The 23,949-nt window shown below is 65.2% G+C and carries 24 protein-coding genes; 7 read left to right on the top strand and 17 right to left on the bottom strand.

Annotated features, from left to right (window positions below):
* Positions 1 to 3: 3 nt before the first annotated feature.
* Genes PGN27_RS17565 through PGN27_RS17535 form a run of 7 tightly spaced genes read right to left on the bottom strand, consistent with a single transcriptional unit; the run spans position 4 to position 6,292 of the window.
* On the bottom strand, positions 4 to 411 hold the full coding sequence (locus PGN27_RS17565) for a cupin domain-containing protein (RefSeq protein ID WP_335327270.1): 408 nt from the start codon (positions 409 to 411) through the stop codon (positions 4 to 6).
* Between the two features lie 40 nt (positions 412 to 451).
* Positions 452 to 1,498, bottom strand: coding sequence for an ABC transporter permease (locus tag PGN27_RS17560; RefSeq protein ID WP_335327269.1), 1,047 nt, complete (start codon positions 1,496 to 1,498; stop codon positions 452 to 454).
* Between the two features lie 5 nt (positions 1,499 to 1,503).
* The gene (locus tag PGN27_RS17555) at positions 1,504 to 3,048 is read right to left on the bottom strand and encodes a sugar ABC transporter ATP-binding protein (RefSeq protein ID WP_335327268.1); all 1,545 of its coding nucleotides are present in this window, start codon (positions 3,046 to 3,048) and stop codon (positions 1,504 to 1,506) included.
* Entirely contained in the window at positions 3,045 to 4,067 is a 1,023-nt protein-coding gene (locus tag PGN27_RS17550) for a sugar ABC transporter substrate-binding protein (protein WP_335327267.1), read from the bottom strand. The genes PGN27_RS17555 and PGN27_RS17550 overlap by 4 nt, the downstream gene beginning before the upstream one ends.
* A gap of 30 nt (positions 4,068 to 4,097) precedes the next feature.
* Positions 4,098 to 4,817: an SDR family NAD(P)-dependent oxidoreductase gene (locus tag PGN27_RS17545; RefSeq protein ID WP_335327266.1), complete on the bottom strand. Its 720-nt coding sequence runs from the start codon at positions 4,815 to 4,817 to the stop codon at positions 4,098 to 4,100.
* 24 nt (positions 4,818 to 4,841) lie between these two features.
* The gene (locus PGN27_RS17540) at positions 4,842 to 5,903 is read right to left on the bottom strand and encodes a maleylacetate reductase (protein ID WP_335327265.1); all 1,062 of its coding nucleotides are present in this window, start codon (positions 5,901 to 5,903) and stop codon (positions 4,842 to 4,844) included.
* 5 nt (positions 5,904 to 5,908) lie between these two features.
* Complete coding sequence (locus tag PGN27_RS17535) at positions 5,909 to 6,292, bottom strand: nuclear transport factor 2 family protein (RefSeq protein ID WP_335327264.1); 384 nt, start codon at positions 6,290 to 6,292, stop codon at positions 5,909 to 5,911.
* A gap of 252 nt (positions 6,293 to 6,544) precedes the next feature.
* On the opposite strand from PGN27_RS17535, the gene PGN27_RS17530 reads away from it, so the two are divergent.
* Positions 6,545 to 7,228, top strand: coding sequence for a helix-turn-helix domain-containing protein (locus PGN27_RS17530; RefSeq protein WP_418888610.1), 684 nt, complete (start codon positions 6,545 to 6,547; stop codon positions 7,226 to 7,228).
* Between the two features lie 10 nt (positions 7,229 to 7,238).
* Here PGN27_RS17530 and PGN27_RS17525 read toward each other — a convergent pair whose 3' ends face one another.
* From PGN27_RS17525 to PGN27_RS17510, 4 genes are read right to left on the bottom strand one after another with little or no spacing between them, the layout of a single operon-like run.
* A complete protein-coding gene (locus PGN27_RS17525) occupies positions 7,239 to 8,345 on the bottom strand; it encodes an acetate kinase (protein ID WP_335327262.1) in 1,107 nt (368 codons plus the stop codon).
* Positions 8,342 to 10,411 (bottom strand): phosphate acetyltransferase, encoded by a 2,070-nt coding sequence (pta, locus tag PGN27_RS17520; RefSeq protein ID WP_335327261.1) that lies wholly within the window; start codon positions 10,409 to 10,411, stop codon positions 8,342 to 8,344. The genes PGN27_RS17525 and pta overlap by 4 nt, the downstream gene beginning before the upstream one ends.
* Complete coding sequence (locus PGN27_RS17515) at positions 10,408 to 11,664, bottom strand: aspartate aminotransferase family protein (protein WP_335327260.1); 1,257 nt, start codon at positions 11,662 to 11,664, stop codon at positions 10,408 to 10,410. Before PGN27_RS17515 ends, pta begins: the two co-directional genes overlap by 4 nt.
* Before the next feature lie 8 nt (positions 11,665 to 11,672).
* Entirely contained in the window at positions 11,673 to 13,199 is a 1,527-nt protein-coding gene (locus PGN27_RS17510; RefSeq protein ID WP_335327259.1) for an APC family permease, read from the bottom strand.
* A 251-nt stretch (positions 13,200 to 13,450) separates the two neighbouring features.
* On the opposite strand from PGN27_RS17510, the gene PGN27_RS17505 reads away from it, so the two are divergent.
* Genes PGN27_RS17505 through PGN27_RS17495 form a run of 3 tightly spaced genes read left to right on the top strand, consistent with a single transcriptional unit; the run spans position 13,451 to position 15,995 of the window.
* Entirely contained in the window at positions 13,451 to 14,440 is a 990-nt protein-coding gene (locus PGN27_RS17505; protein WP_335327258.1) for a phosphotransferase enzyme family protein, read from the top strand.
* A gap of 8 nt (positions 14,441 to 14,448) precedes the next feature.
* Positions 14,449 to 15,225 carry a 3-oxoacyl-ACP reductase FabG gene (gene fabG, locus PGN27_RS17500; protein WP_335327257.1) on the top strand — a complete coding sequence of 259 codons (777 nt, stop codon included), beginning with the start codon at positions 14,449 to 14,451 and terminating at the stop codon, positions 15,223 to 15,225.
* Between the two features lie 2 nt (positions 15,226 to 15,227).
* The gene (locus PGN27_RS17495) at positions 15,228 to 15,995 is read left to right on the top strand and encodes a GntR family transcriptional regulator (protein WP_335327256.1); all 768 of its coding nucleotides are present in this window, start codon (positions 15,228 to 15,230) and stop codon (positions 15,993 to 15,995) included.
* On the opposite strand, the gene fgd is transcribed toward PGN27_RS17495, so the two are convergent.
* Positions 15,955 to 16,965, bottom strand: a complete 1,011-nt coding sequence (gene fgd / locus PGN27_RS17490) for a glucose-6-phosphate dehydrogenase (coenzyme-F420) (protein ID WP_141868481.1) — start codon at positions 16,963 to 16,965, stop codon at positions 15,955 to 15,957. The two genes, PGN27_RS17495 and fgd, sit on opposite strands and share 41 nt — an antisense overlap.
* A gap of 23 nt (positions 16,966 to 16,988) precedes the next feature.
* Here fgd and PGN27_RS17485 point away from each other — a divergent pair, with 23 nt between their 5' ends.
* Both PGN27_RS17485 and PGN27_RS17480 read left to right on the top strand, forming a co-directional pair.
* The gene (locus PGN27_RS17485) at positions 16,989 to 17,720 is read left to right on the top strand and encodes an MBL fold metallo-hydrolase (RefSeq protein ID WP_335327255.1); all 732 of its coding nucleotides are present in this window, start codon (positions 16,989 to 16,991) and stop codon (positions 17,718 to 17,720) included.
* Between the two features lie 11 nt (positions 17,721 to 17,731).
* Entirely contained in the window at positions 17,732 to 18,463 is a 732-nt protein-coding gene (locus tag PGN27_RS17480; RefSeq protein WP_418888658.1) for a class I SAM-dependent methyltransferase, read from the top strand.
* Between the two features lie 49 nt (positions 18,464 to 18,512).
* On the opposite strand, the gene PGN27_RS17475 is transcribed toward PGN27_RS17480, so the two are convergent.
* Genes PGN27_RS17475 through PGN27_RS17465 form a run of 3 tightly spaced genes read right to left on the bottom strand, consistent with a single transcriptional unit; the run spans position 18,513 to position 20,328 of the window.
* Positions 18,513 to 18,722 carry a hypothetical protein gene (locus tag PGN27_RS17475; RefSeq protein WP_335327253.1) on the bottom strand — a complete coding sequence of 70 codons (210 nt, stop codon included), beginning with the start codon at positions 18,720 to 18,722 and terminating at the stop codon, positions 18,513 to 18,515.
* Between the two features lie 17 nt (positions 18,723 to 18,739).
* Positions 18,740 to 19,849, bottom strand: coding sequence for an LLM class flavin-dependent oxidoreductase (locus PGN27_RS17470; protein WP_335327252.1), 1,110 nt, complete (start codon positions 19,847 to 19,849; stop codon positions 18,740 to 18,742).
* A complete protein-coding gene (locus tag PGN27_RS17465; protein WP_335327251.1) occupies positions 19,846 to 20,328 on the bottom strand; it encodes a GNAT family N-acetyltransferase in 483 nt (160 codons plus the stop codon). The genes PGN27_RS17470 and PGN27_RS17465 overlap by 4 nt, the downstream gene beginning before the upstream one ends.
* A 138-nt stretch (positions 20,329 to 20,466) precedes the next feature.
* On the opposite strand from PGN27_RS17465, the gene PGN27_RS17460 reads away from it, so the two are divergent.
* Positions 20,467 to 21,327 carry an SDR family oxidoreductase gene (locus PGN27_RS17460; RefSeq protein WP_335327250.1) on the top strand — a complete coding sequence of 287 codons (861 nt, stop codon included), beginning with the start codon at positions 20,467 to 20,469 and terminating at the stop codon, positions 21,325 to 21,327.
* A gap of 25 nt (positions 21,328 to 21,352) precedes the next feature.
* Here the strand turns inward: PGN27_RS17460 and PGN27_RS17455 are convergent, their stop codons facing one another.
* A complete protein-coding gene (locus PGN27_RS17455; protein ID WP_335327249.1) occupies positions 21,353 to 22,360 on the bottom strand; it encodes an aminotransferase class IV in 1,008 nt (335 codons plus the stop codon).
* Between the two features lie 16 nt (positions 22,361 to 22,376).
* Positions 22,377 to 23,882, bottom strand: coding sequence for an APC family permease (locus PGN27_RS17450; RefSeq protein ID WP_335327248.1), 1,506 nt, complete (start codon positions 23,880 to 23,882; stop codon positions 22,377 to 22,379).
* Positions 23,883 to 23,949: the final 67 nt, after the last annotated feature.

Here is a 23,949-nt window from a genome sequence, read left to right as displayed (position 1 = left end):
CTGTCAGAGGGCGGCTTCGCTTGGTCGGTATCCGGGCAGTCGTTCGACGATCGACGGCGGGAGTGCCTCGGCCACCACGAATTCCAACTCCTCATCGCCGATGTTCTCGATCGAGTGCCTGCCATTGAGCGGAGTCATGATGAGGTCACCCGGGCCGACTTCCCGTGTTTCACCGTCGAGCATCATCAGACCGCGCCCGCTCACGATGTAATAGATTTCCTCGGTGCGGGTGTGCACGTGCTCGCCTATCAAGCCTCCGCACTCGACGCGATTGTGTTCGAAGGAATCCCAGTCGGCGTAAAGCATCAGGCCGGTGACGAACCGCTTCCATTTGTCCATGCCGCGGCCACCGTGCAGGCCGTGGAGTTCGCTCGGGGATCCGGTATCGGAGATGACCAGTGGACTACTCATGTGTTGACTTCCTTTCTCGTGTACTCGACATCGCCTGAGTTCACACCGCCCTGCGGTGCTCGCGGGTGCCGGTGAACCGGTTGACGATCAGTGCGGCCAGGATGATGAACCCATACGTGGCGTTCACCCAGTAGCTCGGGACCCTGGACAGCGTCAAGATGTTGTCGACCAGCCCGAGGATGATCACGCCGAGGAAGGCCCCGATCATCGATCCCTTGCCACCGTTGAGGCTGATACCGCCGATGACCGCGGCCGCGAACACGGTGAAGATGAGGCCGTCACCTTGATTCGAGGTGGCCGATGCGATGCGGCCGGTGAGCATGAACCCGGCGAAGGCGGCGACCATCGCACCGGCAACGAAGACCGCCACCGTCAAGCGGGTCGTATTGATACCGGCGGCGTCGGCCGCGGCCTGGTTACCGCCCATGGCGTAGAGCTTGCGACCGACCGGGTGGTGCCGCATGATCAGCCAGGCCAGCAGGAAGATCACAAAGAACAACCACACCTGCACGGAGATGCCGAGGATGTTCGTGCGCCCCAACCACAGCAGCGGTGCAGGCAGACTGCTCAGGGTCTGGCCCGATGAGATGCCCATCGTCACGCCGCGTAACAGGATCAGCATCGCCAGCGTGACCATGAAGGCATTCAGCTTAAGTTTGGCCACCAGGTACCCGTTCACCAGACCGACGACAGCGGCCGCGACGAAGCCGACGGCGATGGAGGCACCGGCGGGCAGCTCGATCCCGAGTCCGCCGACCGCCGACGGTACCGACAGCCACGCCGCGAGCATAGGGATGAACCCGACGATCGATTCCAGTGACAAGTCGAAGTGTCCCGATATCAGAATCAAGCTCTCCGCCACCACCACGACCCCGAGCACCGCCGAGTTCACCAGCACGTTGTTGAGCAGATTGTTGACGGTCAAGAACTGCGGAGACAGTGCGTAACCGAGGATCAGCACCACGAAAATCGCCGGCACCAGGCTCAGTTCACGAAATGCAGCACTGTTTCGGATTGTGCGCCAGCGTCCTTCGGTGTCGCGCACCGGCGGTTCGGAGGGAGCGCGCCCGACGCTCGTCGTCGACATATCAGTTACTCCTTGCTTGGCTTGTCGTACTGGACGTCATCGATCACAGTGGACGTACCGCCCTGCACGCTCGCGATGAGTGCGTCCTCGGTGTAGCCGCGTTCGAACTCGCCGGCGACTCGTCCCTTGTGCAGTGCGATCACCCGGTCACAGATCGCGAGATCGTCGTCGTCGCCGCTGATCACCAGGATCGCCTTGCCTGCCGAGGCGAGGTCGGACAGTGTGGTGTAGATCGAATTCTTGGCCGCCACATCCACTCCGGCGGTCGGGTTGACGACCACGAGGGTGTCCGGCTGGGATGCCAGCGCTCGCGCCAGCACCACCTTCTGCTGGTTGCCGCCCGAGAGCTGTTCGGCGTGTTGGTCGGGCGAACTTGCCACGATCGTCCACGAGTCGGCGAGCTTCCGGTAGATCGCGCGGCGGGCGACGGTATCGACAAAACCCGCACGGTTGGTGATCCGTGGCAGAACGGTGAGTGTCGCGTTCTCCTCGACCGACATCTCCGGTACGTAACCGTCGACGTGCCGGTCCTCGGGAACGAAGCCGATCCCGGCGTTGATCGCCGATGCCGGGTTCGCCTGCAAGGGCTTCCCGAGATGCACGATCCGGCCGCTCACCGGCGCCACATGCCCCGCCACTGCTCGACCGATGTGAACATGTCCGGCCCCGTCCAGACCCGTCAGCCCGACGCATTCACCTTGGCGCACAGCGATGTCGACACCGAAGACCCGTTCCTCGATGTGCAAGTCCTCAATGATCAGAGCAGCATCACCGAACGCTTTCGCCTCCGCGACGTGAGAGGAGGCGCCACGCCCCGAGGATCCGGCGGTGTTGCTGCCCGTCATCGTGGCAATCAACCGGTCCATCGTCAGATCACCGAGCGGACAGGACATAACGTCGATACCGTCGCGCAACACCGTCACGTGATCACAGATCTGGAAGATCTCCTCCAGATGATGCGAGACGTAGATCAACGTGACACCGTCGGACTTGAGCGTGGCAATCTGACGGAAGAGCTCACCGGCGCCGGCCCCGTCCAGGCCGGCGGTCGGTTCGTCGAGCAACAGGATCCGCGGCCCCTTGGACAGCGCCCGGCAGATCTCCACGATCTTCTTCTCGATCGGCTCAAGATCGGCAACCATGCGATGAGCGAGATTGGGATTACCCCACCGTTGCAGCAGGTTTCGCGCGGTGCTGTCGACTCGCTTCCAATCCACCAGGCCGGCGCGGTTGCGCGGCTGAGCCCCCAGGGTGATGTTCTCCGCCACCGTCAGGTCGGCAACGAGAGTGCTCTTCTGGTACACACACGCGACATTCTCGCGGGTGTCGTCCGAAGCGCTGTTCCCGTGGAAGGACAGAGTTCCCTCGTCCGGCTCGATCAACCCGGTCAGGGCGGCAATCAGGGTCGACTTACCGGCGCCGTTGCGGCCGAGAAGCGCATGGCAGTCACCCTGTCGAACCCGGACGCTGGCACCGCGGAGCGCACGAGTCGGTCCGAAAGTCTTGACGATTCCGGTGGCCTCGATCGCATAATCGACGCCGGCGTTCACGCTTGATTACCCCACAGGGTCGTGTCGTCGACGTTGTCCGCGGTCACGACCGGAGCCGGCAGCATATCGGCGAGGTTGCCCTTGTAATCGACGATGACGCTGTCGTGATCGGTAGGTCCGGTCTGATACTCCTTGCCAGCCAACGCATCCTGCAGATAGCTGACCGCATACTTGCCGTACAGGTCAACCGGCTGTGATACGACGGCATCGACATAGCCGTCGCGAACCGCCTGTAGCGCACCCGGCGTGCCATCGATGGTGACCAGCGGGAGGTGCCCCGCCGATCCGGTGGGTGCCAACTTGTTGATGTCGCGCATGACGTTCATCACCCCCGTCAGCATCACCGAATCGCTGGCAAGGAAGACAGCATCGAAGTCTTGGGTGGACAGCACTGTCTGGGCGACATCGACGGCCTGGTCGGTCTTCCACTTCGCATCCCGGGAGACGACCTCGATGCCAGGGAACCGCTCTCCCATACATTCGGTGAACCCGGCATTACGATCGAATCCCGAAGTGGTTCCGAGATCACCGTGGATCTCCAGTACCCGTCCCGACCCACCGGTGAGCTCACCGAGCTTCTCGCAGACGCTGCGCCCCATCGCGACGTTGTCGGCACGAATGTTCATGTAGATATCGCCACCGTTACCGGCGATGTCGACGGTGATGACCGGTACCCCCTTCGCGTTGGCGGCCTCGATCGCGGGGATGATCGCATCACTGTCGGTGGGGAACATGACCAGCCCCTCGACACCCTGGCTCAGTAGCGTGTTCACATCGGTGATCTGCTTGCCGGGGTCGCTCTGAGCATCGGTGGCAGGCAGCATGCTCAGCCCGCTACCTTCGGCATTGGCCTGCCCCTCGACGGCCTTCACCATGCCGGAGTTGAAGGGGCTGTCCAGGAAGCCTGCCGAGAAACCCACCGGGGTTCCCTCGCCGCCTTCGCCGCGACCACAGCCCGTCAGCGCAACGGTTCCGGCGAGCAGAAGTGCGGCCCCAGCCGCGACTTTGCGGTTGTTCATTGTTTTCTCCTAGCTGATGATGTGGTGGGGTCAGGGGGTGGTGTATCCGCCATCGATGACCAACTCGGCTCCGGTCATATAGCTCGACTCATCGCTGGCCAGAAACAATGCGCCATAGGCGATCTCCCGCGGACGACCGAGCCTCTTCATCGGGGTCACATCGACGATGTCGGAGGTGATGTCCGCATCCTGGGCGTCGATCAGCGGGGTCGCGATGATGCCCGGGTGCAGGGAGTTGACCCGGATGCCGTCGCCGACGTAGGTCAGTGCGGCGTTCTTGGTCATTCCACGAACCGCGAACTTGCTGGCGGTGTATGCCGCCACCCCCGCCGCCCCGGCAATACCCCAGATGGATGACACGTTCACGATCGAGCCACCGCCCAGGCGCTTCATGACCGGAATGACCGCGCGCATACCGAGGTACGGCCCCGTCTGGTTGACCGCGATGACTTCGTGCCAGTGCTCGGGTGACATATCGGCAATTCCGTCGTAGTACCGCACGATGCCCGCGTTGTTCACCAGCACATCGATGCGCCCGGCCTCCGCGACGATATCGTCCACGGCGGTCTGCCAGGCAGCCGGTGAGGTGACGTCCAGTAGGAGCGGGGTGACACCGGACGGCGCGTCCTCGGCAATGTCCAGGTCAGCGGCATACACCGTGGCGCCATGCTCGGCGAACAGTTCTGCGGTCGCCTTGCCGATGCCGCGGCTCGCACCGGTCACCAGTGCGATCTTCTTCTCAAGACGCATGACAGTTGGTCCTTTCATTGCGGTTCAATCGAGTGCCCCGTGGGCGGACGTGAGGATGGCGGCGATCGACTGCTCATCGACAGGACGCGGATTGGGTATGGGCAGTTTGGTGGTGACCAGACGCACGGCCTCAGGCAGATCGGAGCACGTCAGCCCGATATCGGCGAGCGAGCGTGGCGGCCGCACGCAGGCGTAGAGATCGGCCATGCCCTCGACGGGATCGGTGGCACCGAGTGCGTCGGCCAGTCGGCACATCTGTTCGGCCATCGACGCCGCGATCGCGTTGAATGCCAGCACGTGCGGCAATATCACCGCGTGGGTCTCGGCATGCGGAAGATCGAATCCGCCACCGAGCGCGTGACAGATCTTGTGGTGCAGACCCGATCCCGCCACTCCGAACGCCGTCCCGGCCAAGTAGGCCCCGTACAACAATTGTGTTGCGGCGGTGTCCTTGTCAGCCTCTCGCAGGCCCGTCGCCAGCGCTCGCACGCCTTCGAGTGCCGTCATCGTCGTGATCGGGTTGGCCTTCGGCGTCCAGAGCGCCTCGACACAGTGGGCCATGGCATTCAGGGCTGACACCACGGTCAGATCGCGGGGCAGTGTCTGCACGAGGTCAGGGTCGTAGACCACGACCTGGGGCCGTACCCGTTCGGATACACCGGTCCGTTTCACACCGGCCTCCGTGCGGCCCCACACGGGCGTCACCTCCGAGCCGGCGTATGTGGTGGGAACGCACACGATGGGCAGGCCGTCGCTCAGTGCCACGATCTTCGCCGTGCCGGTGGTCGAACCACCTCCGATCGACAGCAACAGGTCGATGTTCCGACGGTGGGCAAGCGCAACCGCGCTGTCCGCCACCTCGATCGGGACGTGCGGGCGCACATCGTTGAACCGCAGCGCAATGCGGTCCTCGATACCGGCGGTGAGCGCATCGGCGAGGTCCGCTTCACGGGGACCCGCGATCAGCATCACGCGGCGACCGCCCAGGCTCGCCACCTCGCGCGCGATATGCGTCGCCGCCATCCCGGCGCCGAACACCACTCGTCCGGGCGGTGAGTCGTAACAGAACTCCACGCTGGTGGCCATTCTCGTCATCCGTCGACCCGTGGTGTCGGTTGGTAGGCGAGCAGGCGCCACGCGTCACCGGTTCGGAGCCATACGGCCAGGCAATTGTTTCGAAGCTTCTTCGTGACACCGGCAGCAGTCAGTTCGGCGTTCATCTCGCCGACGACGAGCGCCAGATTCTCCACGAAACGGATGAACGCGATCGGATGCTCGATCTCGTGATAGACGTAGAACCCCGACCGCACCTTGGCCAGATACGAGGCCAGGGTGTCGGTGTCCCCGTTGGAGTGTGTGTAGATCAGTTCTGGGTGACACAACGCCTCGAAGTGCTCGAAGTCCTTGTTGAGAACTGCCGCGTAACGCGCCTTTTCGAGTTCGCGGATGGCGGTGTCATCGGTACTGAGGGCCAACGTACGGAAGCCTTCCCATGAGTGAGGGCTGGTAACCAGCGGAGGGGATGCCCGCGTTCACGCCGGCGCCGCACTTTCCACCTTCACTGGATAATTTTCACTGTCACTGGATTATGTGGTGTGCATCATGGTCATATTTCAGTGTTATTGTCAACACTCCACAGAATCACCGATCGCCGGCGACCGTTCTGGTTTGATGCTGAGCATCAGGGACGCGTTTGCTGGATCCGTGAACGACAGCAGGGGTATTGGGTGAACGAAGACATTGGCCACGCGCTTCGACGCGCCCGGTTGGACCGCGGCCTTCCGCTACGGGAAGTTGCTTCCGCAGTGGGTATTTCGACCAGCCTGCTGTCGCAGGTAGAGAACGGCAAAAGCCAGCCGTCGGTACGCACGCTGTTCGCGCTGGCATCCACGCTGTCGGTCTCGTTGGACGACCTGGTCGACAATGGTTATGCGACAGACGAGCCGGCGCCGTCCCAACACACCGTGCGCGAGGGTTCCGATGATGCGGCGGGTATCCAGCGTTCGGCGGACAATCCCGTCATCGAGATGGAGCACGGTGTCCGGTGGGAACAACTGGCGGGTCACGCCGAGAACGGTCTGCAGTCGCTCCACGTCACCTATGCGGCGAAGGCGTCGAGCTCACCTGAAGGTCGCTCGATGGTGCACCACGGTCATGAGTTCGTCTACATGTTGTCCGGCACCCTGCGCCTGAAATTGGAGTTCGGCGAGCACGAGCTGCACGCCGGCGACTCGCTGTGCTTCAACTCGATGCGCCCGCACCGTTATTACAACCCCACCGACACCCCCGCCGTCGGCATCTGGTTGATGTTCGATCCGGAGTCCGCGGACGGTGTGGCACCGCGTGCGGGCCGCGGCGGCCCGCACGGAACATCCTGGGATACCGTGCAGAACCCCACACCGCCGGCCTAGAACTCTCGATTCACAACACCGAGAGACAGGACCGCGCGATCGCAAGCTCCTCGTTCGTCGGGATGACCAGCACCTGCACCGGCGAATCATCGGACGAGATGCGCCGCGGATCGCGGCTTTTCGCGGTGTTGCGATCCTCGTCGAGTTCGATCCCCAGCCCTTTCAGCCCGGCCAGGGCGTCACGGCGCACCGCGGCGTCGTTCTCCCCCACTCCGGCGGTGAAGGTGATGACATCGGTGCTCCCCAACACCGCGAGATATCCGCCGATGTACTTGCGCAACCGGTGGATATAGACGTCATAGGCCAACCGCGCCTGCTCGTCCCCGCCGTCGATGCATTTGTGCAGTTCCCGGAAGTCGATCTCACCGCCGAGTCCGTATACGCCCGAGCGACGGTTGAGCATCGTCTCGATGTCCTCCACGCTCATCTGCGCCGTCCGCCACAGGTAGAACATGATGCCCGGGTCGAGATCGCCCGAACGGGTGCCCATCACCAGACCCTCCATCGGGGTCAGGCCCATCGAGGTGTCCACGGCCCGACCGCCCCGGATCGCCGATGCCGAGGCTCCGTTACCCAGATGCAGGACAATCTGATTCAGGTCGTCGACCGGCCGGTCCAGGAATTCGGCCGCCTGTTCGCTGACATAGCGATGCGATGTGCCGTGGAAGCCGTAGCGACGGATGCGCCATCGCTCGGCGATCTCGCGGTCGATGGCGTACTCGGCCGCGGCGGCCGGTAGATCGTGGAAGAACGCGGTGTCGAACACGGCGATATGCGGTAGGTCCGGCAGCACCTTGCGCGCTTCGGCGATACCGAGCAGAGCCGGCGGATTGTGCAGCGGCGCAAGCGGTGCCAGCTCTTCGATGATGGCGATGGTGTCATCGTCGAGCAGGGTGGGCCGGTACAGTCTGTCCCCGCCGTGCACCACCCGATGTCCGACGGCAACCAGTCCGTCCAGATCCGGCAGCTCGGCGAACACCTGCTTGAGTGCCTCGCCGTAGTCCACCACCCGCTCGACGATGCCCTGTGCCAGTGAGACACCCGAGTCGGGCTCGACCAGTTCGTATTTGACCGATGATGACCCGCTGTTGAGGACGAGTACCGAACGGGCGGTCACCGGTGTGCCGCCTGGATCGCGGTGATCGCCACGGTGTTGACGATATCCTCGACCAGCGCACCCCGGGACAGGTCGTTCACCGGCTTGTTCAGCCCCTGCAGAACCGGACCTATCGCGATGGCACCGGCGCTGCGTTGCACGGCCTTGTAGGTGTTGTTGCCGGTGTTGAGATCCGGAAAGATCAGCACAGTGGCCCGGCCGGCCACCTCCGAATCGGGCATCTTGGTGGCCGCTGTGGCCGGGTCCACGGCGGCGTCGTACTGGATCGGCCCCTCGACCAACAGCTCTGGCTCGCGTCCCCGCACCAGTTCGGTTGCTGCACGGACCTTGTCGACATCGGCACCCGTACCCGAGGTTCCTGTCGAATACGACAACATCGCCACCCTCGGGTCGATACCGAACTGGGCCGCCGTGCGCGCCGAGGAGACGGCGATATCGGCCAGCTGTTCGGCAGTCGGGTCCGGCACGATGGCACAGTCACCGTAGGCGAGCACCCGGTCCTCGAGACACATCAGGAAGATGCTGGACACCGTCGACACACCGGGCAGGGTCTTGATGATCTCGAATGCCGGTCGCACGGTATGGGCAGTGGTGTGCCGCGCACCGGAGACCATCCCGTCGACCATGTCGTTGTGCACCAGCATGGTGCCGAAATAGGACACGTCGTGGATGGTTTCACGGGCCTGGTCCACCGTCACGCCCTTGTGCTTGCGCATCTCGGCGTATTGATCGGCGAACTGGTCACACAGGGCACTTGTCTTGGGGTCGAGCACCGTGGCCGCCGAGATGTCCACGCCGAGCTCGGCCGCCCTGGCCCGCACCGCGGCCTCGTCGCCGAGAATGGTCAGCTCGGCCACCCGGTGGGCCAGCAACCGGCCCGCGGCCCGCAGGATCCGGTCGTCGTCACCTTCGGGCAGGACGATCCGCCTGGTATCGGCACGGGCCTGATCGATCAGCTGGTAGGTGAACATCTGCGGTGTGACCACGCTCGGAATCGGGATCGACAAGCGCGCAATCAGATCGGCGGTGTCGACGTGCTCTTCCATCAGCGACAGCGCGGTGTCGATCTTGCGCTGGGTGTTCACCGTGACGCGACCCCGGGTGTAGGCGACCGCCCGCGCGGTGTCGTAGGTGCCCAGATCGGTGCTGATGATGGGCAGTCGCGAGCCGAGACCGTCGACCAACCTGGCCACTTCGGGATGCAACGCGAGACCACCGTTGAGCACCACACAGGACAGCGACGGAAACCCGGCCGCCGCATGTGCTCCCATCACCGCCATCACCACATCCGAGCGATCGCCGGGGGTGATCACCGCCATCCCGTCGCGCAATCGCTCCAGCACATGCTCGGCGGTCATCCCGGCGACCAGGACACCCATCGCCTCGCGGCCCAGCAGTTCCTCGTCGCCTCCGGTCAGCCGTCCGTGCACAGATTCACACAGTTCGGCCACCGACGGGGCGACCAGCAGCGGTTCCTCAGGCAGTACATAACTCTTCGGTTCCACCGCGTTGAGCGCCTCGGCCACGGCGACCAATTGCGCCGGATCGCACCGGTTGGCCACCACCGCAGCGGTATGGGCATGTTGGGCGGCCAGCTCAGCGAGACACAGCTCGACCACCTGGGCAACCTCGGCGGGCGTGCGATCCTGTGCCTTGACCGCGAGCACCACCGCCGCACCGAGATTCACCGCGATGCGGGCATTCATGCTCAGTTCGCTGGGCGTCGCGACATCGGTGTAGTCGCTTCCGACGACCACCACCGCGTCGGCGCGCTCGGCGACGGCGTGGAATCGCTCGACGATATCGGCGATCGCCGCATCCGGGTCCTCATGGATCTGCTGATATCCGACGCCGACGCACTCCTCATAGCTCAGCCCGGCCGTGGTGTGCGCCAGCAGCAACTCCAGGATGTAGTCGCGATCGCCCTGACGGGTGATGGGGCGGAACACCGCGACACGAGCCACCGTGGCAGCCAATCGGTGCAGAATCCCCAGCGCGATCGTCGATTTTCCGGTGTCGCCCTCCGGAGAGGCGATATAGATGGCCGAAGCAGCGGGCGCGGTCACTCCGCCAAGCTTGCCAGCACCTGCTCGAGTTCGGCAACGAGCCAGTCCACGTCGGCGGGCGAGAACACCATCGGCGGCCGGATCTTGAGGACGTTTCCGCCCGCGCCGCAGACCGAGATGAGCACGCGCCGCTCGCGCATACCGTTGACCACCCGGCGTGCGGTCTCCCGGTCCACCAACTCGACGCCCACATACAACCCGGCACCGCGTACCGCGGTTATCCGCGGATCCGCCAGCGCGGCGACCGCCGAGTACAGGGTCTCACCGACCGTGGCGGCGTTGGCGATCAGCTTCTCGTCCTCGATGACGTCGAGCACCGCCGATGCGGCCGCCATGGACACCGGATTACCACCGAAGGTGTTGAAATACGGCACGCTCTCGGCGAACGGTGCGAGCACCTCACCGCGGGCCGCCATCGCGGCCACCGGCATGCCGTTGGCCATCGGCTTACCCATGGTGACCAGATCCGGCACGACGTCGTGCCGATCGAATCCCCACATACCGGCACCGGTGCGTCCGAACCCGGGTTGCACCTCGTCGGCGATCAGCACTCCACCGGCGGCACGCACCAACTCGACCGCAGGCCCCAGCACGGCGGGATCGGGGTAGATCCCGTCGGAAGAGAAGATGGTGTCCACGATCAGCGCACTCACTCCGTATCCGGACGCCTGCAGGTCGGCGATGGCCGCGGCCACACCGGTGAGGTCCGGATCGACGGCACGCACATGGGCGCCCAGTGAAGAGATACCACCCAGTGACGGCGAAATGGCGGTCACCGCCTCGGTGTTTCCGTGATACGCCTCTGTGGTGACGATCACCCCGCGCGCTCCGGTGTACGCGGCGGCGACCCGCAACGCCAGATCATTGACCTCGGATCCGGTGCAGGCGTACATCACCTGATAGGAATCGGCGACCCCGGTGTCGGGAAACGTCGCCAGCAACCGTTGCGAGTAATCGACGATACCTTCGTGCAAATACCGCGTGTGGGTATTCAGTGTGCTCAATTGCCTTGTCACGGAATCGATCACGTGCGGATGACAATGACCGACACTGGCCACGTTGTTGTAGGCGTCCAGATAGCAGTTGCCCTCGGCGTCATAGAGGCGGGTGCCGTGACCCCGGACCAGGTGCACCGGGTTGTCGTAGAACAGCCGGTAGGCGGGGCCGAGCACCCGGGCCCGGGCAGCTATCAGGGGGTCACCGAGGTGACCGCCCCGATAGCTGTTCGAGTCCATGATGTTGGAGAAAGACATGATTCCCGTCAGCGTTCGTGGGCTTCTTCCAACACCGTACGGCCCAGTTCGGCATAGCGCTGTGGATCCTTGTACTTGAGGAAGAGCGCCAGCAGCACTCCGCCGATGCCCACGATACCGACCACCCATGGGATGGCCGCGAAGATCCAGTCGGTGGCCGCCGCGCCCGCCGCGAACGACGCGTTCTTGGCCAGCAGGTAGACCACGTACACCATCCCGAGTCCACCGAGCAGTGGGGCCAGGAAGGTGGTGAACCAGTTGGCCGTCTCCGGATGCCGTTTGTGCACATGGAAGTACGAGATCACCGAAAAGGCCGCCAGCGCCTGGACGATCATGATGGCCGTGGTACCCAGCAGGGCCATCAGGCCGTACAGACCGGTGTAAGGGTCGCGATGGGTGAGGTCGAAGAAGAGCACAACCAGGAACGCGAAGCCGGTCTGCACGAAACCGGCGATATGAGGCGAACCGTGGACGCGGTGGGTGGCTCCGAGCGTCTTGCGCATCCCGGGGATGACATCCTCACGACCGAGGGCGTAGAGGTAGCGTGCGGCGCAGTTGTGGAATGCCATACCGCAGGCGAACGATCCGGTCATCAGCAGGATCTTGAAGAGGTCGACCGCCCACTGCCCGAGGTTGTCGTGCACAGGGTTGAAGAATATGTTGCCCGCGGTGGCCGAATCCTGTGCCAGTGCAATGGCATTCTCCGGACCGGTGCCCACGATCGCGAGCCAGGACACGATCACGTAGAACGCACCGATGCCGATCACCGAGCTCACGACCGCAATCGGGATGATCTTCTTGGGATTTCGCGATTCCTCGCCGTACATGGCGCTGGACTCGAAGCCGACCCAGGACCAGAACGCGAAGAACAGACCGACGCCGGCGGATCCGACGACGGCCATGGTGGACCCGTCGGCGCCCTCCACGACACCGGACAGACTCTGGAAACCGTTGAGCGGGTTCAACGATCCCCACGACCATCCCTGCGGTCCGCCGCCGGTGAACAGCACCGACAGCGCCATCGCGGCCAGCATCACGATCTCGGTCACCAGGAAGACACCGAGCACCTTGGCCGCCAGGTTGATGTCGAAATAGGTGAGCAACGCGTTGACCGCGAGCATCACCAGCGCGAACACCAGCCAGGGCACGTCCACTCCGAACAGCGAGGAGAACAGGTCGGTGCCGAAGAAGCTGAAGATACCGATCAGCGACGCCTCGAACACCATGTAGGCCAGCGCGGTCAAGAAACCCGCGCCGAGGCCGACGATGCGCCCGAGGCCGTGCGAGATGTAGCCGTAGAACGCTCCGGTGGCGGTGATGTGTTTGCTCATCGCGGCATAGCCGATGGCGAACAGGGTCAAGACGATGGTGGCGACGAAATAGCCGGCGGGCGCGTAGGCGCCGTTGCCGAAGCCGACCGCGATCGGCACGTTGCCGACCATGGCGGTGATGGGGGCTGCCGTGGCGACCGCCATGAACAGCACACCGACCAAGCCGACCGCATTCGGCTTGAGTCGCTGGATAGTCTCACTCATTGGATCCCAATCTGAGGGCATTTCCCAGACCGCTATTTGGTCTGGTCTTTGAAGGGTCGTCGGCACCGATGCCTTCGACAAGAACGACGCGGGCAATTGTTACCCTCCCCAGATCGCTTGGTCAACTGGAGGATTCGGCTGTCAACCAGCTGTGTTTCGGCGAGGTTTCGAACCTGGGAATGATGCAACGACTGCGTTAAAAAACCCGATTTGGTCTGCTTGGACCCGACCATTGGGCCACACTGGTCGGCATGCCGGGATTGCCTGCCGACCATGAGCACTTCGCCAGGGCGGCGCTACCCGCCTACGGCCGCGCCCCCGACACCGCGCTGCGCCTACTGAGCCTGTCCGAGAACGCCACCTACCTGGTGTGTGACGACGACCCGATCGTGCTGCGCGTGCACCGGCCCGGCTACCACTGCGTGCACGGCATCCGCTCCGAGCTGGCCTGGATGGCCGCGCTACGTCGCGACACCGCGGTGCAGACTCCCGAGCTGGTGTGCTCGACCGCCGGGGAGGATGTCGTCACCGCATCGGTCGGCGACCGGGAACTGCATGTCGACGCCGTATCGCTGATCTCGGGGTGCACCGCGGAAGAGGTCCCGCATGCGGTCGGCTTCGCCCAGCTCGGTGAACTGACCGCCATCATGCACGAGCACGTGCGCAGCTGGGCGACCCCGCCCGATTTCACCCGGTTCCGCTGGGACCTCGACGATATCCTCGGCCCCGGAGCACGCTGGGGCGACTGGCGCGCAGCCCCGGGCCTGTCCGAGCAGGACCGGACGGGTATTCAGCGAGCGGTCCACCAGATCACCCAAATTCTTGCCGAATACGGCACCGGCGCAGACAGATTCGGGCTCATCCATGCCGACCTGCGATTGTCCAACCTGATGGTCGACCCGGCAGCGCCATCGGCGGGTATCACCGTCATCGACTTCGACGATGCCGGCTGGGGCTGGAACCTTGCCGACCTCGGCGCGGTCGTCTCCTGGATCGAGGACACCCCGGAAGCCGAACGCATCATCACCGAATGGCTGCGCGGTTATACGAAGGTGCGCACGCTCGCCGACGAACACCTGGCACTCATCCCGACATTCGTGATGCTGCGACGCATCCAGCTCACCGCCTGGATCGCCTCGCATGCCGATGCCGATGCCGCGATCGCGATCGGCCCCGGCTATGCACTCGGTACCGCCCGGCTCGCCGAGCGCTACCTGTTCGACCACAGCTGGTTACGGTGAGGAGAGAAATGTTCGACCTGCAGTCCCGCTCGGTGTTGGTCACCGGCGGCAGCAAGGGAATCGGGCGCGGAATCGCGTCGGTGTTCGCCAAGGCCGGTGCCAATGTGGCGATCGGAGCGCGCACGGCGGCCGGCTTGGACGAGGCCGTCGCGGCGTTGGACGGGCTCGGCGCGGGCAAAGTGCTCGGGGTACGCGTCGATGTCAGCGACCGGCAATCGTGTACCGAGATGGCCGCGGCCGCGGTCGATGCGTTCGGTGGCCTGGATGTCTTGTGCGCCAACGCCGGAATCTTCCCGGACGCCCCACTGGCCACCATGACCGAAGAACAGCTCACCGAGATCATGGGGGTCAACGTCCACGGCACGTTCTACGCCGTGCAGGCCTGCCTGGATGCGCTGACCGCCTCGGGCGCGGGCCGGATCATCCTCACCTCTTCGATCACCGGACCCATCACCGGTTACCCGGGCTGGTCGCACTACGGTGCGACCAAGGCCGCCCAGCTGGGCTTCATGCGGACCGCCGCAATCGAATTGGCGCCCAAGGGGATCACCGTCAACGCGATCCTGCCCGGCAACATCCTCACCGAAGGGCTGCTCGACAACGGCGAGGAGTATCTGGCGAGCATGGCGCGATCCATCCCGGCCGGCGCGCTCGGCACCCCGGAGGACATCGGACATCTCGCCGCGTTCCTGGCCACCAGGGAAGCGGCCTACATCACCGGGCAGGCCATCGCCGTCGACGGGGGGCAGGTGCTCCCCGAATCGTTGGACGCGATCGCCACCTGATCGTGGAGGAAACCGTGGGGGGAGCGGTCGCCGAGGATGTGCGCCGCCGAATTCTGTCCATGCTGTCCAGCGGCGCGCTGCGCCCTGGTTCGCGGCTGGGCACCGAGCGTGAGATGGCCGAGCGATTCGGCGTCTCCCGCGCGACGCTGCGCAGCGCGCTGCTTCCGCTGAGCCAGGCCGGTGTCCTGGAACGGCGCACCGGTCGGGCCGGCGGAACCTTCGTGCGTGCCGATATCGTCCGACGACATGCGGCCGAGCAGGCCGGTCTGCCCGCGCTGCTGCACAGCGGCGGGCACAGCAGCTACACCAAGGTGCTGGCGACCGACAGCAGACCTGCGACCGACGCCGAGTCCGTCGCACTGGAGATCCCCGACGGCGAACCGGTCGTCGTCATCCGTAGACTGCGTTACGCCGACGGGGTGCCGCTGTCGGTGGATCAGTCCTGTTTCGTCGCCGCGCACGCCGTGGATCTGCTGGAGCAACCCTTGGGCGGCTCGCTCTACGAGCTGTTCCGGACCCGTTATGGCTTGGCACCGGCCAGCACCACCGAGACCATCGAGGTCGTCAGCGCCAGCCCCCGCGAGGCGCAGTGCCTCGATATCGGAAGCCGCAAACCACTGTTGGCCATCACCCGGGTGACAAGGGCCACCTCGGGCGTGCCGTTCGAGTACGCCTACGACCTGTTCCGTGCCGACCGGGTGCGCCTGACCGCGACCAGCAGCACCGGGCTCACGCTAGCTTGCGCAGCCGCGGTTCCAGATCCCGCTTGAACAGCTCAAGGAAGCGGCGCTGGTCGTGGCCGGGGGCGTGGAACACCAGGTGGTTCAGACCCCACTTGACGTAGTCGGCCACCTTCTCGACGGCCTCGTCGGGGTCCGACGCCACAATCCAGCGCTTGGCTACCTGCTCGATGGGCAGCGCGTCGGCCGCCTTCTCCATCTCGATCGGGTCGTCGATGGAGTGCTTCTGCTCGGCGGTCAGCGACAACGGTGCCCAGAATCGGGTGTTCTCCAGCGCCAGTTCGGGATCGGTGTCGTAGGAGATCTTGATCTCGATCATCCGGTCGACGTCTTGCGCGTTCTTGCCCGCGGCTTCGGCACCCTCGCGCATGGCCGGGATCAGCTTTTCCTTATAGAGCTCTTCGCCCTTACCGGAGGTGCAGATGAAACCGTCCCCGGCCCGGCCGGCGTACTTGGCGACCTGCGGGCCGCCTGCGGCGATGTAGATCGGGATACCGCCTTCGGGCACGTCGTAGATCGAGGCGCCCTTGGTCTTGTAGTACTCGCCCTCGAAGTCGACGCGATCGCCGAGCCACAGTTCGCGCATCAGGCGCACGGATTCGCGCAGCCGGGCGTAGCGCTCCTTGAACTCGGGCCATTCGCCCTCGTAGCCGGTGGCGATCTCGTTGAGTGCCTCACCGGTGCCGACACCGAGGAAGATGCGCCCCGGGTACAGGCAGCCCATGGTGGCGAACGCCTGGGCGATGACGGCCGGGTTGTAGCGGAACGTCGGGGTCAACACCGAGGTGCCCAGTTGCAGGCGCTGGGTGCGTTCGCCGACGGCGGTCATCCAGGCCAGCGAGAACGGGGCGTGACCGCCCTCGTGCCGCCACGGCTGGAAGTGATCGCTGACGGTGGCGCTGTCCATGCCGTGCTCTTCGGCCGCGACGGCGAGTTCGACGAGTTCACGGGGCGCGAACTGCTCCGCCGACGCCTTATAGCCCAGTTTCAGTTCAGCCATACTTAAGTTTCTACACTCACACCATGGCTCCGGTTCTGACGGCCGTCACCGAACGCGTCCACCTCGCCCAGACCGACCTCGTGAACTGGACCGTGGTGACCGACGAATCCGGGGTACTGCTGATCGACGCGGGCTATCCAGGACAGCGTGACGAGGTCCTCGATTCACTGCGCGAGCTCGGTTTCGGTCCCGCTGATGTCCGGGCGATCCTGCTCACCCATGCCCACGTCGATCACCTCGGTTCGGCCATCTGGTTCGCGAAAACCCATGACACGCCGGTGTATACGCATGCCGCCGAGGTGGGTCATGCGCAGCGGCAGTACCTGGAACAGGTGTCCCCGGTCGACGTGCTGACCCGGGCGTGGCAGCCGCGCTATCTGGCCTGGACGCTGGCGCTGGCCCGCAAGGGCGGGCTGACCCATGAGGGCATCCCGTCCGCGCTGGCCCTCGACGAGGACATTGCGGCCTCGCTGCCGGGCGCACCGGCGGCGGTCCCCTCCCCCGGGCACACCGGCGGACACTGCTCCTATCTCGTCGACGGTGTGTTGGTCGCAGGCGATGCCCTGATCACCGGGCACCCGCTGAGCAGCAGGCATGGCCCTCAGCTGCTGCCGACGATCTTCAACCACGACCATGACGGGTGCCTGCGCAGCCTGGCCGCGCTCAGCCTGCTGGACACCGAGGTATTGGTGCCGGGGCACGGCCCGCTATGGCGCGGCTCGATCCGCAAGGCCGCCGAGACGGCGGCCCGATGAGCGACACCCCGCTGCACGCCGATCGGCAGCGAGCCGAATCCTTCGGTTCGGCGGCGGCCCGCTACGACCGCCACCGGCCCCGCTACCCCGCCGCGCTGATCGCCGACCTTATTGCCCACCAGGGGATCCGAGTGCTGGACGTAGGAGCCGGGACCGGTATTGCCAGCGCGCAGTTACGCGCGGCCGGCGCCGATGTGCTGGCGGTCGAACCTGATCCGCAGATGGCGGAGGTGGCCACCGCCAAGGGTGTGTCCGTGGAGTTGGCGACCTTTGCCGACTGGGACCCACGGGGCCGGGTCTTCGACCTGGTGCTGTTCGCCCAGTCGTTTCACTGGGTGGAGCCCGCCGACGCCTTGGCCAAGGTGCGCGGGTTACTCACTCCACGCGGCCGGCTGGCACTGGTCTGGAATCGGATCGTGGCGGTCTCGCCCACTCCGGAGACACTCGCCGAAGCCTATGCCGGTCTGGTCGAACAACCCAGCAGACCGTCGGTGGACATCGAGGGAGCCGAGCTGGACACGCTGCTGGCGGCGGCCGGGATGAGCCATGAGCGTCGCCGTTACGTGGAGCATCCGCACTACTCCTGCACCGAGTGGGTGGAGATGGTCACCACCTACTCCAACGTGCTGCGACTGCCGGCGGCCGATCAGGAACGCGTGCGGACCCGGCTGACCGCACTGATCGGTACCGGCGGCGTCCAGGCGACCAATGACGCGCTGGCCGTGCTGTGCCTCAAACGATGAGGTCTCAGACAATGAGGTCTCAGACAATGAGGTCTCAGACAATGAGGTCTCAAACGATGAGGTCATAGCCGACCACGAAGGCCGCGGTCACCACCAGACCACAGGCCACCACGATGGTCGGCATCAGGATCTTCTCGTCGAGTTCGGCGCTGTCGGCCGCGTCGGCTCGGCGGCCGACAAGAGTGCGCACGCCGAGCCCCAGCAGCAGCACCACCACAGCGGCCACCACCATCAGCAATCCGACGATGATCAGCGACACCGCATCAGCTTACGAAATCAGCTCCCCCATGCCGCGGCGATCAGCTCATGGGAACGCAATCGGTCGGCGTGGTCGAATGCCACCGAGGTGATGACCAGCTCGTCGGCGCCGGTGACCCGTTGCAGCGCGGCGAGCCGCTCGGTGACCTCTTCGGCGGATCCGACGAAGCGGGTGTCGAGACGGTCCTGCACCACGGCCAGCTGCTCGTCGGTCAACGGACCCACGGTGTCCGGGTCGGGGTAGGGGACGGCGCCGCCACCGGCCCGGATCGAGTACACCCAGTGGCCGAAGCCGCGGGCCAGGTGGTGGGCGCGGGCACTGTCGTCGGCAGCCAGCACGTCGGCCGAGACCACCACATAGGGTTCGGCGAGTACCTCCGACGGCCGAAAAGCGTTGCGGTAGGCCTCGACTGCCTCCAGCGCGGTGGCCGGGACGATGTGATAGGCGGCCACGAACGGCAGCCCGAGACTGCCCGCCACCCGCGCACTCTGCCCGCTGCTGGTGCCGAAGACCCACGGCCGCAAAGCGGTGTCCTCACCCGGGCTGGCGTGCGCGTCGAACCCGTCGACCCGGAAGGTCCCGTTCAGCAGCGCCAGGATGTCCGCCACCTGTTCACCGAAATCCGGGGCGACTGCCTCGGGTTGCTGCAGTGTGCTCAGTGTCGCCTTGAGTCGCGGGTTGCGCAGTTGGACCGACAGGTCGAACGGTGCCGGTATGACGACGCCATCCACCTCATGCCGTACCCGGGGCGGGCGGGGCGCGCGCGGCGTCTGTCGAATGGCCTCGGCGCGGCGCTGTCCGGACCGTCCGACACCGAGGTCGATGCGGCCCGGATGGAAGGCGTCCAGCGTCGCGAAGCTCTCCACCGCAGCGATCGCGGTGGTGTGCCCCAGCTGCACCGCGGCCGCGCCGACCTGGATGCTGGTGGTGGCGGCGGCGATCTGCCCGATCAGCACCGCGGGCGAGGCGCTGGCCACCGCGGCATAGTGATGTTCGGCCACCCAGTACCGCCGATATCCCCACCGCTCGGCGTGCTGGGCCAGATCGACCGTCTTGCGCAACGCACCTGCCGCGCTGTCCCCCGCCGATACCGGGGCCAGGTCGAGCACCGAGAGCGCGGCCGTCACGACAGCACCTTCTCGAAGGCGATCGGGTAACTCTCCCCCTGTTTCGGCAGCGGCTCGCTCAGCCGCGTGTAGCCGGTGGATTCGTAGAGCGCTTCGGCCTCCGGTTGGCGGTCGCCGGTGGTCAGATAGATGCGCCGATAACCGCGCTGAGCGATCAGCGTCTCCAGTTCGCCGAGCAGCGCCTTGGCATAGCCGCGTTGGCGGTGTTCGACGGCGGTCCAGATCCGCTTCAGCTCGGCGGTGTCGGCATCGAAGCGCTGGAACGCCCCGCCGGTGACCGGGACACCGTCGTCGAGCCCGATCAGCAGCGCACCGTGTGGTGCGGCGAACTCCTCGGCCGGGTGCGCCCGCAGCCAGCGGGCCACACCGGCCTCGGTGCCGCCGTAGCGCCGGGAGTATTCGACGGTGAGTTCGGCCAGTAGCGGTTCGGCCAGGGGGTCGGTCTGGTGCACCGGGACGAACCGCAGAGTCTTCACCATTGCTCCTGCCATCACTCGAATGTCCAACGCGGCGCGGCTCCGCGCATTCCGGAGCGGCCATCGGCTCGTCCTGATCGTAAATACCGGCTGGCGAACCCCTCTTCCGCGAAAAACTTGACACGTGTAAAGTTCGCCGCCATGGACAACATCAGGGGCAAGACCATCGCGATCACCGGCGCCGCTCGCGGTATCGGTTATGCCACCGCCAAGGCTTTGCTGGCGCGCGGGGCACGCGTCGTCATCGGTGACCGCGACGTCGCGCTGCAGGAGTCGGCCGTCGTGGAGCTCACCAAGCTCGGCCAGGTGTCCGGCTACCCGCTCGACGTCACCGACCGCGAATCGTTCGCAACGTTCCTCGACAAGGCCCGCACCGACGGCGGCGGCCACATCGATGTGCTGATCAACAATGCCGGTGTGATGCCCGTCGGCCCGTTCCTCGAGGAGACCGAGCAGTCGGTGCGGTCCTCACTGGAGGTCAACGTCTACGGTGTGCTCACCGGCTGTCAGCTCGCGCTGCCGGACATGGTGCGCCGCCGCAGCGGCCACATCATCAACATCGCCTCGCTGTCCGGCCTGATCCCGCTGCCGGGACAGGTCGTCTACGTGGGAGCCAAGTACGCCGTCGTGGGCCTGTCCACCGCGTTGGCCGACGAGATGGCGCCGCACGGTGTCAACGTCTCGGTCATCATGCCGCCGTTCACCAACACCGAGCTGATCTCGGGTACCAAGTCCGGCGGCGCCATCAAACCCGTCGAACCCGAGGAGATCGCGGCCGCGATCGTCAAGACGCTCGACAAGCCCAAGACCCACGTCTCCGTTCCCGCCCCGCTGCGCTTCACCGCGCAGGCCGCGCAGATGCTGCCGCCCAAGGGTCGCCGCGCGATGAACAAGGCACTGGGCCTGGACACCGTGTTCCTGGAGTTCGACAAGAGCAAGCGCAAGGCGTACGAGGATCGGGCCAGGGCCGCCCAGGGCGTCATCGAATCCGACGGCACCTGACAGCGCGGACGACCCCGGCCCGATCTCAGTATTCGATCGCTTCGATCAGCGGGCCGGGCTCGTCCATCAGCGCCCAGAAGCGGTCCCGGATGGCGACGGTCATCTCACCGGGCTCACCGTTGCCGATCGGCTCTCCGTCGAGGGAGTTGATCGGGGTGACACCGCCGGCGGTGGTGACGGCCATCAATTCGTCGGCGTCGTAGAGTTCGTGGCTGGTGACGTCACGCAGGGTGGCCTCGATGCCCATCTGGTCGGCGATCTCGAAGACCGTCTTGCGGGTGATGCCCGGCAACGCATTCCGCGACGGGGAGGCCAGTTTTCCGTCCTTGACGATGCAGACGTTGAAGCCCGGTCCCTCGGCCACACAGTTGTCCGAATCGAGCAGGATCGCGGTGCGTGCCCCGCGGTCCTTGGCCTCGAAGCTGGCCGCGGTCAGGTCGCCCCACTGGTAGTTCTTGATGGTCGGGTCGACGGTGTTGCGACCGGCGCGGCGGACATGGCGCGGCACGATGGCGGTGGTCCCGAAGATCTGCTCGGCAGGAGGGAACGCCCACAGATACGGGATGGCGTAGATGTACACCTGGTGGGTCAGCTTCGACAGATCCTTCTCGCCCCTTCGCTTTCCGTAGCCCCGGGTGACGGTGAGATTGACGAAGGACTCCCGCAGCTGCGACATCGAGACGCATTCTTTGGTGATGTCTGCCAGCTCGTCCTTGGTGTATCCGGCGTCCAGACGCAACTTGCGGGCCCCGTCGAGCAACCGGTCCAGGTGATCTCCCAGCCGGAAGATGTTGCCGTGCCACACATGCGCGACGGTGTAGGTGAGATCGGAATGTCCGAAGCCGGTGTCGAAGATGGAGATCTTGGCGTCCTCGGCGGGTAGGAACTCTCCTTCGATCCAGGCGACGCCGCCCGCGAACGGACTACTGCGGTCCAGCTCGTAATCGCTGTACTGGATCACCGATCCCGGCGGGGTGTCCTCCCGGATGGCTCCCGGTTCGACGGCCACGAGGTTGGAGGTTCCTGTGCTCATGATGGTGCTGTCCTTTCTAGAGGTTGTGGGTCTTGGCGTAATCGGCACCGGCGTCGCCACGGCTCAGCCGTGACGTCAGACCGGTGGCCCACCAGAGGGCGGCGATCACGACGATGCCCAGGAAGACCCACTTGTTGGTGGTGAACTGGGGCAAGAAGAGCAGCGCGACGGCGACACCGAGGAAGACCACCAGCGCGGTGACATAGAGGGGAAGGCGGAACCGGCCCAGATCGAAGGTGCCCGGCTCGGGTGCGGGAATCGTGCCCCGCTTGTAGCCGACGAGCAGGCCGATGGTCTGCAGGATATAGACGAAGAAGAACAGCAGCGAGGCGATACCGATGATGTAGTTGAAGGCCTTCTCGTTGACCAGCGCCGATAGCAGCAAAACCGTTGACAGGCAACCCAATCCGAGGACTGCGTAGGTGGGTGCCTTGCTCTTCGGCGACACGTGGCGCCAGACGTGCGAGAACGGCAGCATGTTGTCCCGGGCCATCGAGTAGGTCAGCCGGGTGGCCACCAGGATGTTGGCGAGCAGGCAGGCCAGGATGTTGGTCAGCGCGATCGCGACGACGATCTTGGTGACGACGGGTCCGGCTTGCTGAGTGATGATCTCCTCGATCGGTGCGGCCGAATTCGCCTCCACCGCAGCGGGATCCTTGATCGCCAGCACGTACACGACGTACATCAGGAACTCGATGACGATCGAGGTGATCAACGCATAGAACATCGTCTTGGGGACCACACGTCGCGCGTTCTTGGTCTCCTCGGCGACGTCGGCACCGGATTCGACGCCGATCAGTCCGAAGAACGGTCCGAGCGCGGCGGCCAGCCAGGCCAGCATGTAGGAATCCTTGTCCCCGGATTCGCCGCCGGTGAACAGGGTGGAGATGGGCTGGTGGTTCTCCGGTGTGGAGAAGGCGATGACGGCGATCAGTGCGGTGGCGCCGACGGTGATGACGAGTTCGAGACTGACGCCGATGTTGTTGACCATGGTGGCGAAGCGGACACCGTAGATGTTGATCAGCACGCAGAGAAATACCACGGCGATGGCGAGCAGGATCTGAGTCGTCTGCGTCATGCTCCAGCCCAGCAGCCCGCCGAGGTAGCCGGACAGGATGAAGCCGACGCCGGTCATACCGCAGACCCAGCCCATCAGCGCGATGAACCCGGTGAACCAGGCCAGATTCGGCCCGTTGATCCGGCTGATCCACTGATAGGAGTAGCCGGCCAGGGGCAGCTTGGCGGTCAGGTCGGCGGCGATGAACGTCCACAGCGCGAACACCGCACCGGCCAGCAGCAGCGTCCACACGAACGGCGCGCCTGCGGTGAAGTAACCCGCACCGAATCCGGTGAACACCGCTGTCGTGGCACTGATGGTCGCGAAGCCGATGGCGAACGAGGCCAGGGTGCCGACCGAGCGGTCGAGCTTCTGGGTGTAGCCGAGCTCGGCCAGCTTGGCGTCTTCGGAGGTGAGGGGGGCAGGGGTATCCGAATGAGTGGGTGGAGCTACTGCGTCGGTCATGGTCACTCCAGGTCAGGACGTGGGGAAGAACTCCTCAAGGACAGACAACCGTCATCCGGGGGACTTC

Source organism: Mycolicibacterium neoaurum (assembly GCF_036946495.1).
GTDB classification, from domain to species: domain Bacteria; phylum Actinomycetota; class Actinomycetes; order Mycobacteriales; family Mycobacteriaceae; genus Mycobacterium; species Mycobacterium neoaurum_B.
This window is presented reverse-complemented; position numbering and strand designations above follow the sequence as displayed.

Coding starts and splice junctions, on each gene's coding strand:
- PGN27_RS17565 (WP_335327270.1), bottom strand. CDS start 411: ATGAGTAGTCCACTGGTCATCTCCGATACCGGATCCCCGAGCGAACTC.
- PGN27_RS17560 (WP_335327269.1), bottom strand. CDS start 1,498: ATGTCGACGACGAGCGTCGGGCGCGCTCCCTCCGAACCGCCGGTGCGC.
- PGN27_RS17550 (WP_335327267.1), bottom strand. CDS start 4,067: ATGAACAACCGCAAAGTCGCGGCTGGGGCCGCACTTCTGCTCGCCGGA.
- PGN27_RS17545 (WP_335327266.1), bottom strand. CDS start 4,817: ATGCGTCTTGAGAAGAAGATCGCACTGGTGACCGGTGCGAGCCGCGGC.
- PGN27_RS17540 (WP_335327265.1), bottom strand. CDS start 5,903: ATGGCCACCAGCGTGGAGTTCTGTTACGACTCACCGCCCGGACGAGTG.
- PGN27_RS17515 (WP_335327260.1), bottom strand. CDS start 11,664: ATGTCTTTCTCCAACATCATGGACTCGAACAGCTATCGGGGCGGTCAC.
- PGN27_RS17510 (WP_335327259.1), bottom strand. CDS start 13,199: ATGAGTGAGACTATCCAGCGACTCAAGCCGAATGCGGTCGGCTTGGTC.
- PGN27_RS17505 (WP_335327258.1), top strand. CDS start 13,451: ATGCCGGGATTGCCTGCCGACCATGAGCACTTCGCCAGGGCGGCGCTA.
- fabG (WP_335327257.1), top strand. CDS start 14,449: ATGTTCGACCTGCAGTCCCGCTCGGTGTTGGTCACCGGCGGCAGCAAG.
- fgd (WP_141868481.1), bottom strand. CDS start 16,965: ATGGCTGAACTGAAACTGGGCTATAAGGCGTCGGCGGAGCAGTTCGCG.
- PGN27_RS17485 (WP_335327255.1), top strand. CDS start 16,989: ATGGCTCCGGTTCTGACGGCCGTCACCGAACGCGTCCACCTCGCCCAG.
- PGN27_RS17465 (WP_335327251.1), bottom strand. CDS start 20,328: ATGGTGAAGACTCTGCGGTTCGTCCCGGTGCACCAGACCGACCCCCTG.
- PGN27_RS17460 (WP_335327250.1), top strand. CDS start 20,467: ATGGACAACATCAGGGGCAAGACCATCGCGATCACCGGCGCCGCTCGC.
- PGN27_RS17455 (WP_335327249.1), bottom strand. CDS start 22,360: ATGAGCACAGGAACCTCCAACCTCGTGGCCGTCGAACCGGGAGCCATC.
- PGN27_RS17450 (WP_335327248.1), bottom strand. CDS start 23,882: ATGACCGACGCAGTAGCTCCACCCACTCATTCGGATACCCCTGCCCCC.